This is a genomic window from Sorangiineae bacterium MSr12523, from assembly GCA_037157775.1.
GTDB lineage: Bacteria > Myxococcota_A > Polyangia > Polyangiales > Polyangiaceae > Pendulispora > Pendulispora brunnea.
Window position 1 is genome coordinate 9697322 of the sequence record CP089982.1, and the last position, 16883, is coordinate 9714204.

Here is a 16883-nt window from a genome sequence, read left to right on the forward strand (position 1 = left end):
TCTATGACGATGGGCTTACGAGCTTAGTGGCGCGCACGGACTCGCAGGTTCGATTCAGGCGACTGGGCTGCAGCCCTGAATCGGCTGCACCCCAGCCGGCGCCTCGCTCCCGCCCCGTTAGGAAGCCTCTTTCCCGGTCCCCTCTTCGAATGCGCGTTCGGCTTGGAGGCTTTGGACGTCGCGGCCGAGGGTGACGATGGCGAGCGTCTTGTTGCCTGCGCGGAAGGCGACGGTGGCGTCGCGTTGGGCGAGGTTGCCCGATATGTCGATGCGGTCCCAGTGATCGGCGTGGCCGACGTAGGAGATGGCTACGTCGTAGTGCTGGCTCCAGAAGAACGGCACGATATCGCAAAGGGTTGCGCGGCCCAGCATGTTCAATGCGGCAATCTGGCCTTGTCGTTCGGCTACGACCCAGTGTTCGATGCGGAGGTTCTGGCCCGTGTGGGGATCTGGCCATCGTGCGATATCGCCGGCGGCCCAGATTCCTGGAGAGCTCGTCTTCAGGTGGGCGTCGACGCGGACGCCGCGGTCGATCATCAGGCCCGCACGCTCGGCGAGGTCCACGTTGGGGCGGACGCCGATGCCGATGACGACGAGATCGGCCTCGAGCGATTCCCCATTGTCGAGAACAACGACTTTCTCGTCGATGCTCTTGGCGGTGTGGCCCAAATGAAATACGACGCCGTGTTCTTCGTGCAGCGCGCGAATGAAATCGCCGAGCTCCGCGCCCATGACGTGTTCCAGTGGCCTCTTTTCCGGTGCAACGACGGCGACCTCGAGGCCGCGGGTGCGCAAGGACGCCGCGACTTCCAATCCAATGAAGCTGGCGCCCACCACGACGGCCTTCTTTGCGCCTTCGCATCGCGCGATGATCGCGCGGCAATCGGCCAGCGTTCGCAGATAGTGCACGTGCGGCAGCGTGGCGCCCGGAATCTGCAGGCGAATGGGCTCGGCGCCCGTGGCGAGCAAAAGTGCCCCATAGCCAAGACGCGATCCGTCGGTAAAAACGACGTTGCGCGTCTCGGGCTCGATGCGCTCGACGTTTACGCCAAGTCGAAGTTCGATGTTTTGTTCTTTGTAGAAATCAGGAGAACGCAGAGGAATCCATTCTTCGGGTGCCGTGCCTGCAAGGTAATCTTTGGATAGATTCGGTCGATCGCACGGCAGCGATGGGTCGGTCCCCACCATCGTCACCTTTCCGGAATACCCTTCGCGCCGCAGCATTTCAGCGGCTGCATTGCCCGCAGCTCCGGCCCCCACGATGACCACCGACGCGGGTGCGCCGTCCGGCGCGCGCTTCGCCGCCGGAGCACGCTTGCCGAGCACGTAGAGTTTCCCATCTCGTTGCTCGACTTCGAAACACGGGACCGGATTGAGCGCGGGCGCGCGCACCGCCTCCCCCGTGCGCAACGAGAAACACGCATGATGCCAAGGGCAGCGGACGGTATCGTCCACACGCAGCCCTTCCGCCAAGGGTCCCCCGTAGTGGGTACACGTAGCACCAATCGCGAAGACTTCGCCGCCTCGACGTGCCACGAGCACGGCCTCGCCGTGCGCATGCCCGAGCAACGTGGCGCCATCGCCCAATTCCCCAACACCGATCCCGGCCGCGAGATCGGGCCCCGCGAGCTTCGTGTCTCCACCGCCCATGGTTTCGCACCTCCGAGTCGATGCTACGCGCTTTCGGAGAGGCAACCAAGGGCGGCCCTCAGCGGCACGGCTTCGTTGTCCGTCTCACCCGCCTAGGACCAGGCCTTGCGGACTTCCGCATAATAGTTTCGGAAGAACGGTACCATTGTCTTGCGATTGCTGGCCGCAATTGCCAGAAGCTCGGGCGGAAGGATGAACTCCTCTTCGCCGAGTTCGTCGTAGAGCGAATCCAGCAGTTCCTTGTAGGTGCGCTCGAACAGGCGGTGCCAACCGATCTTCGGTAGTTCGATACTGTGCTCCCAGCCCATCGCCATGAAGTGCTCGAGGGCCTCGGCGCGGGCGCCATCGCGTGTCCATAGGACGACGGGCTTGCGCTCGGGCAGAAACGTCTCGTCGAACAGGCCGCGCTGACCGCGGATGCGTTTCGCGATGTGCTGACCGAGCAAAGGCGAAAGAAACAAACCGTCGCGGTAGGTGCCGGTGAGCAGCCACAAACCCTCCAGCGAGGTGCCCCCAATCAGCGGGCAGGTGTCGACGGTGACCGGTCGATTCCCGGTTTGCCAGCCCACGAGCTCGGATATGCAAAGATCTTGATCGATTTGCTCCAGCACACAATCGAGGATGAAGAACATGTCCGCGGGGGACGTCCGTGTCATCGGCTTGACCGAAAGTATGTTCGTCGCGCCGAAGTAAAGCCGATTGCCACCGCGCGGCAATCCATGCAGACCGCAGGCAAATGCGCGATTGGGCGTCCGCACGGCGTGGGTAAGCGACGGTGTTTGCGCCTCAAGGAGGAGGGACGTGCCGCCCCCACAAAAGATGCGCGGGATGCGTCGCGCGAGCTCGGGGAGCTCATCGAGCACCGCTTGGGTACCGACTCCCATCGCGAGCACGACCTGCGACGCCGCGATGGTCCGACCATCGGCCAGTGTCACACCGGTCACGCGCCCGTTTCGAACATCGAGTCTCGTCACCGCCCCATCGATGAGGGTCTGGTTCGGCGATTGCTCCACCAGGGTGGTCAACGCCGAAAGCAACCGGCTGGCATCCAGGCAGCCCTCACCCGGCAGAAACAATGCGCGGGTGGGGCGAGCATCCCCTGTCGGATTCATGCCCGGGATCCGATTCTGGTCGGCATTTTCCCAAGGCTCGCCGCTCTCCTGGAGCGCCTTCTGCATCGCGGCGAAGCTCGCGTCCTCGATGGTGCCCGATTTCGAATTGCAAAAAACGAAGGTCCCCGGCGTGATCGCGAGGCGTTGCTCCGCCGACACCTCGGCGTTGATGGATTCGAGCCAGGCGGGCCACAGGCGCGATGCGAGCACGCTCTTCGCGTGTTTGGCGCGGCCCTGTTCCGTGCGCAACAGCGCTGCGGTCACCTCACCGTAGCAGCCGAGCATCGCCCCCGCCGCGGCGGATGCTCCCGCCGGCCGGCCCTTCGGCCCCACGACGGCGATACGCAAGCTCGCATCCTCGAGCGACAGTGCACGCGCAGTCGCGAGACCCAGCGCTCCATTTCCAGCCACGACGATGTCGTACGTATCCACGTTGCTCCTGACTTCTCGAACTTCGGGCTACGGGCTTCGAGAGCCCGTAGCCCAATTTGGATTACTGCTTCTTCTCGGGAACCGCGTACGGAGGCCACCACTTGCGCTCTTCGCTGGAACCGCAGGTCACCGTCGGTGCCGCAACGTCGTCCTGCTCCTTGACCAGCTGCTTGACGGTCTCCAACCAGTTCGACTCTCTATTCTTGTTCATATCGCACTCCATTCATGCGTTATCGTGTTCAATCAATTGACTGCGAACGAGCATGTCGAGCCCCAGATGCAACTGGCGGCGCAGTTCTTCCGTCTCTTTGCCCATGACTTCGAAATAGGCGCGTTCGATTTCGAGCGAGCTTCGGCCATCGCTAAGCTCGAGAATCAACCACGCGCCCAAGTCGAGCCATTGGATTTTCGGGGCGAGAGGCGAAAATGCCATCAAGCATCCGGCCACCTCGACGGGGCGTGTCCTTAGTCCGTCGACCTTTCGATATTTCGGTTCGTCGCTCATGCTTGCTCCGTCGAATCACCGAAGACATCGTTCGAGACCGGTGCGAGTGCCCTCGAGAGCCATGTGACCAGCGATTTTCCCTGCGCCGAGAGAAGATGGGACCACGGCCCCAAAAGCTGCTCGCCGAGGTAGCGGGCGCGGTCGATGGATCGACCGAAACGAGAGACGGAGCCGTTGTTCACCACGGACATGGCGTGCGGCCGTGAAACGTAGTCCGCTGGATTGCCAAATTGCTCGATTGTAGACTTCTCCGCAACGAGCGCAGCGGCCTTGAAGAGCGATAGATGCACGTAAACGTGGTACGCATAAACCGCGCGCACGATGGACCAACGCACCGGGCGCCAGGGGACTTGAATCGTCTCGGCCGGAGCCGTCGCCAATGCAAGCGAACGCCCCGCGTCGAAGAGCTTCATGTGAAGTCCCTCGTGCAACAGGCAGCCGGCGATGTCCCAAGGATTGCCGAGTTCTTCCAGGGATAGAAAGACCGTCGACGGGGTTACATCGCCCCCGGCCGCGGACAATACCGTTCCGCCTTCGATTTTCGCCTGGAGAAGCGCGATGGCATCGATATGCCTCAGGGCAGCTGCCCCGGAGTGCGGCAACAAAGTCGACAACAGCGCGATGGCCTCTTCGATCTTTCGTCGTGACGCCGCATCGGGGTTCAACAGAACGCCACCGCCGCCTTTGGAATCCTTGGCGAAGATGCCATCGAATGCCGCGTGGAGCTCCCTGGCGTGGGCATCGTCCGAGTCCGCCACCGCCCACAACCATTTCGGGTGCTCGGAGCGAATGGGCCAATGCGAGGGCATGTGCGACTCGCAAAGCCCGAGAGGAAGCGCTTCGAGTGCCCGCACCAGGAATGCCTCCAGCGGGTGCGGCGACGCCAAACGGCGCCCTTCCAAGTCGGAGAATGCTTCTTCCAATTTGAGACGGACCAATGGATCGCAAAAGAGGCGGCGCGCGTCGACGTCGTTCAATCTCTCGACGGCGGATGCAATCTGCGCGACCGCCGGAAGGCGCTCGGCGAAAAGGTCCACCCCAAAGCGGTAGCGCGCGAGAACCTTTGCCAGGATTTTCGTCGAATCACCGAACTGCGCATGCTGCACGAGGGTTTCGTCCGCCGTCCCGACCAGATGCGCCGAGCCGTCCGTCATGTCGCACTCCCCTGCAGCGCGTCGCGCATGATCATGCCACTCGATGCGAGCGCGTCGAGTGTCGGAGAGAGCTCGGTCCATGCGCTCTCCGCCGGGATATCCATCGACGACGCATACGCGGCGAGGATCTCGCGCTCGGTTTTCCCGTCGCAGAGCTCGAACGCGAGCCACGCCGGCAGGTTCAAAGTCAGGATCTTGTGTGAGCGCGGCTCCAAAGCGAAAAGCGCACTGCAGCGGGGCGAGCGGCGAAGAAGGACATCGTCGCGGCGCTCGCATCGAGCCGACGAAGCTTCCGTCATGCTGCCTTTGGGCGCCATTTGGCTCGAGCCGGCATGCGCCGGCTCGGACGCGAGCCGCCTGTTCAGCGGACGGAGGGCATCCCATGCCCAGGCGACGAGCGCGTGTCCGTAGGGAGTAACCCTTCGTGCCCAGGCGCCCACCAGTTGCTGGTAATAGTGATCCAATCTCTGTTCAGCTCGTGCGAAAGGTCCTGTCTTGGTGTTCACGACCGACATCGGGTGCGCCAGCGCCTTGTAATCTTGTGGCGCGCCGAATTCGGCATGGTGCGCGGGACCAAAACGCTCCACGGCAGCACGAAAGACTTGCAGGTGGACGTAGGCATGAAAGGCAAAAACGCAATTGGAGAGCGCGGTCGTCCCGCGCCACGGCAACTCGACCCGATCTTCGTCGGCGATGTGGCCGGCACGGCATAGATCGGCAAGCTTGACGTGCATGCCCTCGTGCAAAATATGGCCCGCGGTATCCCACGGATTCTCCAATTCGTCCGGATCGAGAAAGATCATGCAGGGCGTCGGATCGCCCCCCGATCCGGTGAGCCGCCGGCCTCCTGGACCGCGAATGTGCCCAATGGCGATCGAGTGAAGATGCCGAAACACGCTCGACGTCATCTCCGGAACGAGATGGTGCGCGAGCGCAATGGCGCGATCCAGGTTCTCCACCATCTTCGGCGTGGGACGAATGGGTTCGAAGGTGCAGTCGGATCCCGGCATGAACCTCGTGCGAACGATTTCTCCGAGCTTGTCGCCGATCGCGGTCGACTCGTCCGGAAGATCCCACACCCAGGTTTGCTTTCGAGGCCCGACGACGAATCGCCGAGCCATGGCGTGCTGTGAAATCGTCGATTCGGGATGCTGCGACATCGCACCGAGCGCCATGTCGAGCACGGCAAATAGGGATTTTCCCCATGCCTCGTCCTTGCCCGTCTCCAGTCGCTCGATCGCCATTTCCAATTCGGCGCGGACCAGGAAATCACCGAAGAAGCGGTCCGCCGCGGCCTCGTCCAACGATTCGATCTGCGCCGCGAACTCGCGAAACCCCGGATCTCGGGCAGCGAACACATCCAGGGCAAATTTGTAACGCTCCACGACACGGCCGACGATTTTCTCGGACGCGCCAAATTTGCTTATCTTGCTGAAGGTGCCGGTCGATCTGCCGAATCACGTCTTCGAGCTGCTGCATCCCTTTTCTCCGAGTTCGAGGATCCAAGCTGCTTACCATCTGCATCGAGAAAAGATTCCTAGTGCCTCTTCCGTTCATGCGTAATGGCGCCAGGTGTGCAGAGTGAATACGGCCTCGTGGGATCGGGCCATTCCCTGCCGTCTCGTTCCGTAATTCTCCGTTCTTTCTCGACGTGCGCGAAGAGACATCATCTTCTTAGAGGATGACGTACGAATCGCAAGATGGAAATGTTGGTGATCTGTCCGTTCCCACACCGTTATTTGCGCCATTCACGAATGGCCGCCATCAACCGGTCGCCTTGTGCAACGCGGCAGCTCCGGTCCGCGCGTTCACCTCGGCATGTAAAAGATTCAATTACGCGATAGCGGAAGAAGTAGCGCTGATAATCGAATCTCCGCTTACTTCAATAGCTTCGTCGTAAAGGCAAATCCAAAGACGAAGCCGATACACATCTGGGCGAGCAGACCGTACAGCGCACCCTTTTTCGTGTCGGGTCCTTTGGCCAGCACGTACACGAAACCCGCCCCCAAGCATCCACCGAATAATCCGGCTAGAAAACCGAGTCCGACACTTCCCTGGGTGGAAGGCGCTTGCACGTTCGTCATGGCTATTCTCCGTTCTCGATATGTCTACGACCATTAAAGGAATGCGCGATAGGCCCGTAAGGTCACGATATGATCACCACCCTTTCGCCCGCTCCGAGGCGCCCATTGAACCGCATCCGCCGTTGCCTACGAGTCGCCGCACACGTCATGTTCCTTGCCGTCATGACCAGCGGATGCAAATCGACATTGCCCGATGAATGGTTCCAAGAGGACAAAAAGATGCCGTCGGCCCATGCATCTCCACCGGCGCCGCAGTCCGCCAATGCCTGCGAAGAAAAGCGAAACCATTGCTTCGATGGGTGCACCAACGGACCTCCGAGCGACCACGACGCGTGTTTCAAACGGTGCAGTCAACTCCCCCAATGTTGAGTGGGTAAGCGTCTCGTCCGAGCCCCGCATCGAAGCGGGGCTTCGGACCTAGCCGGCTCACTCGGTGCAAACCTCTTTGCCCCATTTGTCGGTGCTGCAGTAGAGGGTCTGCTCCTCTTTCCAGGGGCCAGTCCTGAGGACTCGTACGTCGAATCCCGCCGTTCGCTCGGCCCGGGCCTCGCCACTCGGCGCGACCACCACGACCTCCGTGGGACCTTTGACTTCGACATCCATCTGCCCCGTGGAATCGGCGTGCAGATGCTTGGGATCCCCGGTGCACGCATGCGCCTGAATGCGATAGACGCCGGGCTTGATCTTGTAATCTTTGGACTCTCCAGGCTGCGGCGGGGGCGCGGCCATGCCGCCGAACCAATTGTTGCGGATTTGCCCATCTGGCGTAATGACCACGAAGCCGCAAACGCTATACTGAATGGGTTTGCTGAAATTGCGTCCGACGGGCGTCGGCGGGTTGGTGACGCGGAATGGGATGTCGCCTTTGAGGGCATCGGGCTGGCCCACACCCAACATTTTTCCAATCGAGGCGCATCCGCCCAGCGCGCCGAGCGCAGTAAGCATCAAAGCCCATGTTCCCACCCTAAAATGCGTTTTGTTTCCCATTGCGATCTCTCCGAAAGGACAAGAGCTCGCCCGCCCATCGTGCGCACGAAGCGCACCGCAGGTTGAGCTCCCCTATGCCTTCCTTACGAGCCGCGCCGGGTTTCCTTTAACGAAGCCGCCTCTTTCCAGGACCGACCTCCGGAGCGCGCCGGTTTTGGCGCGCCGTGCTACATCGCGAAGGAGAAGTCGTCTATCGCCGCGGGGAGCGCGGGCCTTCGAGCGCAATGGCGACGAAGCTCGATAGAAGATAGCCCAGACGCTCTTCGTCCGCGTCCCACTGCCGAGGACCGCCGACATGCTCGTGGCAGACGACACCTGCGAGGCGATCATGCACCCAGATGGGCACGTCGAGCATGGCTCCGATGCCAAGCGGCTCGAGGTACGCCTTGGTCAAACACGAGGTGCGCGCGTCCTTTCTCGCATCGTTCGCGATGATGGTACGTTCATAACCGAGCGCCGCGAAGTAAGGTGCATATTGGGTCGCGAAAAGCTCACCACCACCGCTGTGCGTCCCCTTGTCCGTATCGAACAAGTCGAGGCAAGTAATCTTGGTACGCTTGTCGTCGATGAGCCATACGCTGACGCGCGCAACGTCCATTGCGCGGCTTGCGGCTTCGTTCGTGCGGCGGGCGGCTTCGCGGATGTTGCCCAGGATGAGCGAGCGCTGGCTCATGATATCGACGAAACATTCGACATGATGTCGAAGCTTGGCGACCAGCCGGGCGTTGTTGCCGGTAGCGATGGCAGCTTGATCCAAAAAGCCACCGGTGCGGGCGTCGATCTCGGAGCGGACTTGCTCGAGGGCATCCTTCAAGCGTGTGACCAGCCGAAGGTCATCGTTGCTCGCCGCTGCCTCGGCCGAGGTGATGCATGCAAGCGACGCCAGCCGAACCTTCGCCGGAATTCCGCCGATCTTTTCGGCTTCACGAAAAAATTGAGCGCACCGATCTCCCATCTCGAGATTTCATCATGTCCGGATGCGGTGTGGAAGGAAATCGCGTAGCAGACCTTGCCGGCGGCCCGTTTCCGCTCCAGCTGGGGGGCGCTTCGCTTCTTCGGCGGTGCTGAAGCCACCCCCCGCGTCTGGTCGATGCCCGCATGGGCGAGCCGCGCGAAGCACACGGAGGACGCGCTTCCAGGTTCTTCGAAGTCGCCATTCTGCAATCCATCGAATTGAAAACGAACTAGTGAGGCACCCTAGGTCGGATACGATCGGGCGCGCGGTTTACCGGCCGCCGTTTCGAGCTCGCGTCGCTCGTACACCCATCACGCCAACGGGTCGCCCATTCGCGTTCCGAGCGATGCGATTCGCTGCCCGCTGTCGACGCGACGACGAATACGGCGTCACCCATGCCGTGGCCAATGATCGCATTCGACAAGTGGACTAAAACCAGTCCAGGTATACGAATTAGCGCGCGATCTACAGTTCGTGGGACGATGTCCTCCTTCCTAGTCGAACGCCGGTCTGACAAGCGTCTAGCGGTGCTCGCTGCGCGGACCGCGCCATTCCGTGGCACGCCTACTTCAATGATTTACGAAATCGAACTACCCGTGTCGCCGAGATGTACCATGCGCGGGTACGCCGAGCGGTACACCGTACCGTATTGCGTTGGTACACGGCAGATGGATATTATCGATTTATCGAGTAATTTTCACTCGATGTCAGCGCGACCACTGGGCAAACGCTTTGCTCTAGTCTTTGCGTATGACCCAAATCTCAAAATTGAGTGCAGTTGTAGGAATGATCGGACTCATGGCGTCCGTGGCGGGATGCGCCGCGGAACCGGCGAGTGATGGTGACGAATCAGCGACGACTGGGACGTCTACGGAATCGCTTTCCACTCGCCCGTTGACCGGCGTCTGGGACGTCAGTGTCGTCGAACACCTCCATACCGGCGATGTGACTCGCACGGGAACCTTCACGTTCGACGCTGGCGGCGGAGGCAAAATGGTGACGAGCATCGGTCTAACCGGCCCCGTCACCTGGACTCAAAAAGGTCCGGACATCCAGTTCGACTACGAGCACGATCACCATTTACACTCCCGATGGGACGCCCGTCGAAACCTATACCGCCGACTTCACCTCGACTAGAAAGAAGTAGAGCGACCGCAGCGGATTTGGATCAAGTTGCTCGAGCAAGCCCCCCCCCCAAGAAACCTTTGAAACAATACTCCGGGGGGGCTTGCCTCCTCGTTGTCGCGAGAAGAAGGCGGTCAGGTGAATCCGATCGAGCACGGACACGATTTTGCGGCTCCCCCTCCCTCGTGCGGGCTCTCTCCACGTGATCCAAGGGATGGCGTGATCGCAGTGCCGCGGAGGTGTTCAATCGACACTTTCGCGTTTGCTTTTGTCCAGGATGGCGTCCTACCTCTCGCGATTCCGATTGCCGACTTGGTCATGGGCTGTTCGATGGCATCCACACCACGCGTCGGGCACCTTTACTTGGATAATTCACGCCGCCGACGGCGGGATCGTGACCGAATGAATCATGTACGCGCACCGTTGTCGGTGACGATGAAATTCTCGCAAGATGGCATAACCGGATTTTCTCCATCGCGATGCGCGCCGTCGCACGGACGCACATGACGACAGGCGCGGGACGCGCGTGCGGTGGGCGCGCGCCGCAGTCGGCGAAGTCGCTCGCGCACGAGAAAGAATTGCGCGTCGCTCTTCGTCATCGAAGGTACTTCGAGACCAGCCTGCAGCGAAGCATGCCACTCGACTTCCAATTAGCTGTCGACGAGTCAATCAACTCGATGTGCGTCGAGCATCGACAATACGAGGAACCAGCCGTCGTTCATTCCTTGATTGATTGTGGGACTTCTTTCGGTTGCGCAGCGGTTTTACCGGCAACTTCTTGACGCAGCTAGGAGATCATCCCATGATCCGCATTTGCTCGAGTTCTTGAATTCGGAGACCCCCCATTCATGCGGCGAACACTCGATCAGGCGCAACAAGTGCAGCAGCATCGGCTCGATGGCGACTTGCTGGGCACGCCACTGGAAGCCGTCGTGCTGCACTTCCTCGATCGGCTGGCGGACATTGCTGCCCAGGAAATGCGAACTCGGTACGACCTAGGGCGAATCGTCAGCAGAATTCGCCGCGCCCCGACTGGCGCTTTTCCTACTGATGCGCTTCGGCGTCTCGCCCAAGCCTTCGATATCCATCCAAGCGCGCTCCGACGGTCCGCTCGCATCAGTGAAGTCATCGGCGTGGACGAACTCGAGGCGGTATTGGCTTTGCGCACGAACGGCGGCCACCCCGTCACCTGGTCTCACCTGGAGCTCCTGACCGAAGTTCGCGGACGCGATGCACGTTGGACGTTGGTTCAATCCATTCTAGACGAGAGATTGTCTGTCCGTGATTTGGCGGCTCGTATCCGCGGCATTCCTAGAAAGCACCCCGTGGCGCGACAGACTGCCTCTCCATCGACAACGAGCAAAGTCACGACGATTGACACGAGCCCCCCAGTAGTGAACGTTACGCTCCGCGGCGAATTGTAACGATACAATGGGTGTATTTTTGTTCGGCACCCAAATCCAAATTTCGTCTCTTTTCTTCGAATAGCTGGCCACGGAAAATACGTATAAAACTACGAGAAATCTCTCGTAGGAGTTCACGCTAATGACACGGGGCGTGGGTGGCGCAGCATGACCGACGAGCGGGATGCGCGACTTGAAACGTCACCGCCGCAATCGAGCAGTCAGCAGTCCGAGCAAACGAAGACCATCCCTTGTCGTTCGATGACACGACAGCGCAATCGTCGGGTCATTCTTGCGAACTTATCGCATTACGCTCACACGACTTAACTTGACCATTTGTACCCATCGCACCTTTCATCCTCGGAGGCGCAAGGCGATGCTTGACATTCAATCACCGAAACCATCGATGGGGCGACAATGACTCGCATATACGTATTTCCGGGTCAAGGCTCTCAGAAGGCCGGCATGGGTGCCGCACTTTTTGCCAAGTACCCGGACGCGGTGGCCACGGCAGATCGAGTGCTCGGCTATTCCGTGACGGATCTGTGTCTCGAGAATGCGGATCAGCGCCTCGATCGCACCGAGTACACTCAACCCGCGCTCTTCCTAGTCAATGCCCTCAGCTACATGGAAAAGCTAGCAGAGGGCGGCCGCCCCGATATCGTAGCAGGCCATAGCTTGGGTGAGTACAGCGCACTTTTTGCCGCGGGTGCATTCGACCTTGCGACGGGCATCGCCCTCGTCAAAAGGCGTGGGGAGTTGATGGCCCGCTCGAGCGCGGGAGGCATGGCCGCGGTCATGGGGCTCACGGAGAGCGAGGTCGCCGAGGTGCTCCGGGCCGAGGGCGCTAGTACGATCGACATTGCGAATCTCAACGGCCCCAATCAAATCGTGCTCGCGGGACCGCGGGAGGATTTGCTGGCTTGCAAGGAGCCCTTCCTCGCGGCGAAGGCACGGAGCTTCGTTTCACTCCGGGTCAGCGCAGCTTTCCATTCGCGGTACATGGCCGATACCGCCAACGAGTTTCGGGTTTTCTTGCGCGATATTCGCATGTCGCCCTTGCAATTTCCGGTTGTCTCCAATGTCGATGCCCTACCCCATGAAGTCGAAACCATCGCCGACAAACTGGTCGCTCAAATTGTGAGCCCCGTCCGATGGACAGAAACGGTTCGACGCCTTATGTCATTGGACGATCCGCAATTCGAAGAAGTCGGGCCTGGAAAAGTTCTCGCGGGCCTGATTCGACAAATACAGAAAGTTTCCGAACCGCTCGCGGGTTCGTTCCTCGGTCGAGCATCGAACGAGACGGCTCCGTCGCCGGGCCTTGCTCCGCAACACCGTGCAGCTCTCGAAAATGTCCACCATGGGCAAAACGATACGAATTGATGGGATCATGATCGCGGAATCCGGACCGCGGTCTTCGTAGACCAGTTTTCGCAGAAGTGTTCATGGCCGGAGCGATCCGGTCGCGAAAAGGAGATGACATGCATAGCACGTTGATTGTGGCCCGCATGGAGCCACGCTGGAGCACCAACGTCGTCCAGCTTTTCCGAGATTTCGACCAGACCGAGATGCCGCACCGCATGGGAACACGCCGTCGCCAGCTCTTTTCGTACAAGGGCCTCTATTTTCATCTTCAGGAGTTCGACACGGACAATGGCGGCGAGCGCATCGAGCTCGCCAAATCGGATCCGCGATTCATCACCATCAGTGAGGATCTCAAACCGTTCATTCAAGCGTATGACCCCGCCACGTGGCGCTCACCCATCGACGCAATGGCCACTCGCTTTTATCATTGGGAAGCTTCGAAATGATGCGCCGGCGCGTCGTCATTACTGGCATGGGGGTGGTGGCCCCGGGCGGTGTCGGGACCAAGAATTTCTGGAAGTTGCTCTGCGAAGGCCGGACTGCAACGCGGAAGATTTCCACGTTCGATCCGTCGCCGTTTCGCTCGCGCGTCGCGGCGGAGATCGACTTCGACGCCGAGGCGAACGGCCTCGAGCCCCAGGAAATTCGCCGAATGGACCGCGCCGCGCAATTGGCACTCGTGGCGGCGCGTGAAGCGGTGGCTGACAGCGGCATCGACATCGGTCGATTCGACCCTTACCGCGTCGGTATCACCATCGGCAGCGCGGTCGGTGCGACCATGGGCCTCGATGCCGAGTACCGCGTGGTGAGCAACGGCGGCCGCCTCGAGCGGGTCGATCACAGGTACGCGGTTCCGCACCTTTACGATTACTTCGTACCGAGCTCCTTCGCGGCGGAGATCGCGTGGGCTGTCGGTGCCGAAGGCCCCAGCACGGTGGTGTCCACGGGATGCACGTCGGGCATCGATTCGGTGGGCCACGCCGTCGAGCTGATTCGCGAGGGCTCGGCCGACGTGATGATCACCGGCGCGACGGACGCCCCCATTTCGCCGATCACCTTGGCCTGCTTCGATGCCATCAAGGCGACCACACCGCGCAACGACGACCCCGAGCATGCCTCGCGGCCGTTCGACGCGACGAGAGACGGATTCGTCTTGGGCGAGGGTTCGGCCATCTTCGTGCTCGAGGAGTTCGAGGCCGCCAAGCAACGCGGAGCACGCATTCTCGCCGAGATCACCGGATACGCCGCACGTTGCAACGCCTTCCACATGACCGGGCTGCGCCCGGATGGAGTGGAAATGGCAGAGGCCATCCGTGTGGCGCTGGAGGAGTCGCGCATGAATCCGGAAGCCATCGATTACATCAATGCGCACGGCTCCGGCACCAAGCAGAACGATCGCCACGAGACGGCTGCATTCAAGCGAAGTCTGGGTCAACATGCTTACCGCACCCCGGTGAGCTCCATCAAATCGATGGTCGGCCACTCCTTGGGGGCCATTGGTTCGATCGAGATCGCCGCATCGGTCCTGGCCATTCAGCACAATGTGGTTCCCCCCACGGCCAATTTGCACAATCGCGATCCGGAGTGCGATTTGGACTACGTCCCGCGCATCGCCCGCGATCACCGGACGGACGTGGTCCTGACGGTGGGCAGCGGATTCGGTGGATTCCAAAGTGCCATGCTGCTCGCCGACCCGAGCGCGCCGATGGCAAGGAGCGCGGCATGAGCGCCTCGGTCGTGGTGACCGGTCTGGGCATTGCATCGCCCAATGGCCTCGGGACCAAGGATTATTGGTCGGCAACCCTCCGTGGCAAGAGCGGAATCGGCCGCATCACTCGATTCGATCCGACGGGCTATCCGGCGCAGTTGGCCGGTGAGATCCAAGGCTTCGAGGCGAAGAAGCACCTGCCCCAAAGATTGCTCCCGCAAACGGATCGCATGACGCGGCTCGCATTGGTCGCCGCCGATTGGGCGCTGGAAGATGCGGGTGTGAAGCCTGACACGCTTTCCGAATTCGACATGGGCGTCGTCACCGCCAGCTCCTCGGGCGGCTTCGAATTCGGCCAGAACGAGCTCCAAAAGCTGTGGAGCCAGGGCAGCCAACATGTCAGCGCATACCAGTCCTTTGCGTGGTTTTACGCAGTCAACAGCGGCCAGATCTCCATTCGCAATGGAATGAAGGGCCCGAGCGGCGTGGTCGTGAGCGATCAGGCCGGTGGCCTCGATGCCCTCGCGCAGGCGCGCCGCCAGATTCGCAAGGGCACGCCCCTCATCGTCTCCGGCAGCATCGACGCATCCATATGCACGTGGGGCTGGGTGGCGCAGGGCGCGAGCGGACGCCTCAGCACCGGCACCGATCCGGAGCGAGCGTACCTTCCATTCGACGCCGACGCGTCGGGGTTCGTCCCCGGTGAGGGCGGCGCAATCCTCATCCTGGAGAACGAGAGCGCCGCACGGAAGCGCGGCGCAAAGGTCTACGGCGAAATCGCCGGCTACGGAGCGACCATCGATCCGAAGCCGGGAAGCGATCGCGCCCCCGGTTTGCGCAAAGCCATCGAGCTTGCCCTGGCCGACGCGGGTGTCGGGCCTCGCGATGTCGACGTGGTCTTCGCCGATGCAGCGGCCATTCCGGAGCTCGATCGCATCGAGTCCGAGGCGCTCGTCCAGGTCTTCGGCCCGCGCGGAGTGCCCGTTACGGCCCCCAAAACCATGACCGGACGATTGTACTCGGGCGCCGCCCCGCTCGATGTGGCCACCGCGCTGCTTGCCATTCAAGAGGGGCTCATCCCTCCGACGGTGCATACCGCAGCGATCTCCGACTACCAACTCGATCTGGTCACCGGCGAACCGCGGCGTGCCAACGTGCGGACCGCCCTCGTCCTCGCCCGCGGCTATCACGGTTTCAACTCCGCGCTCGTCGTGCGGGGCTTTCACGAATCTTCGAATAACCAACTACAAAACACAGGGAGCTGACAATGAGCAAAGAATTCACCCTCGAAGATCTCAAAAGGGTCCTTCTCGCCGGCGCCGGAGCGGACGAAAACGTCGATCTGGACGGCGACATCCTCGACACCGACTTTGCAGACCTGGGCTACGAATCCGTGGCGATGCTCGAAACGGGCCGGCGCATCGAAATCGAACGCCGCATCTCCCTCGACGATGGCGCGCTCGCTGAGGCGCGCACGCCCCGCGAGCTGCTTTCCTTGGTGAATCAGTACCGCAGCGCCGGTCATTCTGGCCACGCGGGTCATGCCGCTCACGCCGTTCACGCGAGCGCCGCAGGAATGGGAACATGAGCCAGCGGGTAGCCCTCGTTTCCGGCGCCACCAGCGGCATCGGCCTCGCCGTCGCCCGATTGCTCGCCAAGCAGGACCATCGTGTGTTCATCGGTGCGCGCAACGCCGAGAACGTGAAGAACACCGTGCAAAAGCTGCGTGACGAAGCTCTCGAGGTCGACGGCATCGCCCTCGACGTGCGCTCCGGCGAGTCGGTGCGTGCATTCGTGCAAGGCGCCGTCACGCGCTACGGAACGGTCGACGTCTTGGTCAACAACGCAGGTCGCAGCGGCGGCGGCATCACCGCCGACATTGCCGACGACCTCTGGAACGACGTCATCGAGACGAACCTCACCAGCGTCTTTCGTATGACGCGTGAAGTGCTTGGCCCCGGCGGAATGCGGCAGAAGAAATGGGGTCGTATCATCAACATCGCCTCGACAGCTGGCAAACAGGGTGTCATCCTGGGTGCGCCGTATTCGGCGTCGAAGCACGGCGTGGTGGGCTTCACCAAAGCATTGGGCAACGAGCTTGCACCGACCGGTATCACGGTGAATGCAGTGTGCCCGGGCTACGTGGAGACCCCCATGGCAGCACGCGTTCGCCAAGGTTATGCGGCGGCGTACAAGAGCACCGAAGAAGAAATTCTCACCAAATTCCAGGCGAAGATTCCTCTCGGCCGCTATTCGACGCCGGAAGAAGTCGCAGGCCTCGTGGGCTATCTGGCCTCCGATACCGCGGCCTCGATTACGTCCCAAGCCCTCAACGTCTGCGGCGGTCTTGGCAACTTCTGAGCTGCGCCCGCCCCATTAGTTCATAGAAATTCAGCCAGG

At 61.2% G+C, this 16883-nt stretch carries 15 protein-coding genes; 6 read left to right on the forward strand and 9 right to left on the reverse strand.

Annotation, left to right across the window (positions count from 1 at the left end):
* Positions 1 to 117: 117 nt before the first annotated feature.
* The 9 genes from LZC95_37845 to LZC95_37885 all read right to left on the reverse strand — a co-directional run bounded on the left by LZC95_37845 (position 118) and on the right by LZC95_37885 (position 8879).
* Positions 118 to 1650 (reverse strand): FAD-dependent oxidoreductase, encoded by a 1533-nt coding sequence (locus LZC95_37845; GenBank protein WXA92206.1) that lies wholly within the window; start codon positions 1648 to 1650, stop codon positions 118 to 120.
* Positions 1651 to 1742: 92 nt separating this feature from the next.
* Positions 1743 to 3194, reverse strand: a complete 1452-nt coding sequence (locus tag LZC95_37850) for an FAD-binding oxidoreductase (GenBank protein ID WXA92207.1) — start codon at positions 3192 to 3194, stop codon at positions 1743 to 1745.
* A gap of 61 nt (positions 3195 to 3255) precedes the next feature.
* Entirely contained in the window at positions 3256 to 3405 is a 150-nt protein-coding gene (locus tag LZC95_37855) for a hypothetical protein (GenBank protein ID WXA92208.1), read from the reverse strand.
* A 12-nt stretch (positions 3406 to 3417) separates the two neighbouring features.
* Positions 3418 to 3699, reverse strand: coding sequence for a hypothetical protein (locus tag LZC95_37860; GenBank protein WXA92209.1), 282 nt, complete (start codon positions 3697 to 3699; stop codon positions 3418 to 3420).
* The gene (locus LZC95_37865) at positions 3696 to 4853 is read right to left on the reverse strand and encodes an HEXXH motif-containing putative peptide modification protein (protein WXA92210.1); all 1158 of its coding nucleotides are present in this window, start codon (positions 4851 to 4853) and stop codon (positions 3696 to 3698) included. Before LZC95_37865 ends, LZC95_37860 begins: the two co-directional genes overlap by 4 nt.
* Positions 4850 to 6238, reverse strand: coding sequence for an HEXXH motif-containing putative peptide modification protein (locus LZC95_37870; protein ID WXA92211.1), 1389 nt, complete (start codon positions 6236 to 6238; stop codon positions 4850 to 4852). Before LZC95_37870 ends, LZC95_37865 begins: the two co-directional genes overlap by 4 nt.
* A gap of 492 nt (positions 6239 to 6730) precedes the next feature.
* The gene (locus LZC95_37875; GenBank protein WXA92212.1) at positions 6731 to 6937 is read right to left on the reverse strand and encodes a hypothetical protein; all 207 of its coding nucleotides are present in this window, start codon (positions 6935 to 6937) and stop codon (positions 6731 to 6733) included.
* Between the two features lie 426 nt (positions 6938 to 7363).
* Positions 7364 to 7882 (reverse strand): hypothetical protein, encoded by a 519-nt coding sequence (locus tag LZC95_37880; GenBank protein WXA92213.1) that lies wholly within the window; start codon positions 7880 to 7882, stop codon positions 7364 to 7366.
* A 232-nt stretch (positions 7883 to 8114) separates the two neighbouring features.
* Positions 8115 to 8879 carry a GAF domain-containing protein gene (locus tag LZC95_37885; GenBank protein ID WXA92214.1) on the reverse strand — a complete coding sequence of 255 codons (765 nt, stop codon included), beginning with the start codon at positions 8877 to 8879 and terminating at the stop codon, positions 8115 to 8117.
* 2993 nt (positions 8880 to 11872) lie between these two features.
* Between LZC95_37885 and fabD the strand changes: the two genes are divergently transcribed.
* The 6 genes from fabD to fabG all read left to right on the forward strand — a co-directional run bounded on the left by fabD (position 11873) and on the right by fabG (position 16844).
* A complete protein-coding gene (gene fabD / locus LZC95_37890) occupies positions 11873 to 12793 on the forward strand; it encodes an ACP S-malonyltransferase (protein ID WXA92215.1) in 921 nt (306 codons plus the stop codon).
* A gap of 98 nt (positions 12794 to 12891) precedes the next feature.
* The gene (locus LZC95_37895; protein ID WXA92216.1) at positions 12892 to 13221 is read left to right on the forward strand and encodes a TcmI family type II polyketide cyclase; all 330 of its coding nucleotides are present in this window, start codon (positions 12892 to 12894) and stop codon (positions 13219 to 13221) included.
* On the forward strand, positions 13218 to 14501 hold the full coding sequence (locus LZC95_37900; protein ID WXA92217.1) for a beta-ketoacyl-[acyl-carrier-protein] synthase family protein: 1284 nt from the start codon (positions 13218 to 13220) through the stop codon (positions 14499 to 14501). Before LZC95_37895 ends, LZC95_37900 begins: the two co-directional genes overlap by 4 nt.
* Entirely contained in the window at positions 14498 to 15748 is a 1251-nt protein-coding gene (locus tag LZC95_37905) for a ketosynthase chain-length factor (protein ID WXA92218.1), read from the forward strand. The genes LZC95_37900 and LZC95_37905 overlap by 4 nt, the downstream gene beginning before the upstream one ends.
* Before the next feature lie 2 nt (positions 15749 to 15750).
* A complete protein-coding gene (locus LZC95_37910) occupies positions 15751 to 16071 on the forward strand; it encodes a phosphopantetheine-binding protein (GenBank protein ID WXA92219.1) in 321 nt (106 codons plus the stop codon).
* Positions 16068 to 16844: a 3-oxoacyl-ACP reductase FabG gene (gene fabG, locus LZC95_37915; protein ID WXA92220.1), complete on the forward strand. Its 777-nt coding sequence runs from the start codon at positions 16068 to 16070 to the stop codon at positions 16842 to 16844. The genes LZC95_37910 and fabG overlap by 4 nt, the downstream gene beginning before the upstream one ends.
* Positions 16845 to 16883 lie beyond the last annotated feature (39 nt).

Bases quoted from the DNA above. Each gene is read 5' to 3' on its own strand.
- LZC95_37845 (WXA92206.1), bottom strand. From the start codon at position 1,650: ATGGGCGGTGGAGACACGAAGCTCGCGGGGCCCGATCTCGCGGCCGGG.
- LZC95_37855 (WXA92208.1), bottom strand. From the start codon at position 3,405: ATGAACAAGAATAGAGAGTCGAACTGGTTGGAGACCGTCAAGCAGCTG.
- LZC95_37860 (WXA92209.1), bottom strand. From the start codon at position 3,699: ATGAGCGACGAACCGAAATATCGAAAGGTCGACGGACTAAGGACACGC.
- LZC95_37865 (WXA92210.1), bottom strand. From the start codon at position 4,853: ATGACGGACGGCTCGGCGCATCTGGTCGGGACGGCGGACGAAACCCTC.
- LZC95_37875 (WXA92212.1), bottom strand. From the start codon at position 6,937: ATGACGAACGTGCAAGCGCCTTCCACCCAGGGAAGTGTCGGACTCGGT.
- LZC95_37880 (WXA92213.1), bottom strand. From the start codon at position 7,882: ATGCTTACTGCGCTCGGCGCGCTGGGCGGATGCGCCTCGATTGGAAAA.
- LZC95_37885 (WXA92214.1), bottom strand. From the start codon at position 8,879: ATGGGAGATCGGTGCGCTCAATTTTTTCGTGAAGCCGAAAAGATCGGC.
- fabD (WXA92215.1), top strand. From the start codon at position 11,873: ATGGGTGCCGCACTTTTTGCCAAGTACCCGGACGCGGTGGCCACGGCA.
- LZC95_37895 (WXA92216.1), top strand. From the start codon at position 12,892: ATGCATAGCACGTTGATTGTGGCCCGCATGGAGCCACGCTGGAGCACC.
- LZC95_37900 (WXA92217.1), top strand. From the start codon at position 13,218: ATGATGCGCCGGCGCGTCGTCATTACTGGCATGGGGGTGGTGGCCCCG.
- LZC95_37905 (WXA92218.1), top strand. From the start codon at position 14,498: ATGAGCGCCTCGGTCGTGGTGACCGGTCTGGGCATTGCATCGCCCAAT.
- LZC95_37910 (WXA92219.1), top strand. From the start codon at position 15,751: ATGAGCAAAGAATTCACCCTCGAAGATCTCAAAAGGGTCCTTCTCGCC.
- fabG (WXA92220.1), top strand. From the start codon at position 16,068: ATGAGCCAGCGGGTAGCCCTCGTTTCCGGCGCCACCAGCGGCATCGGC.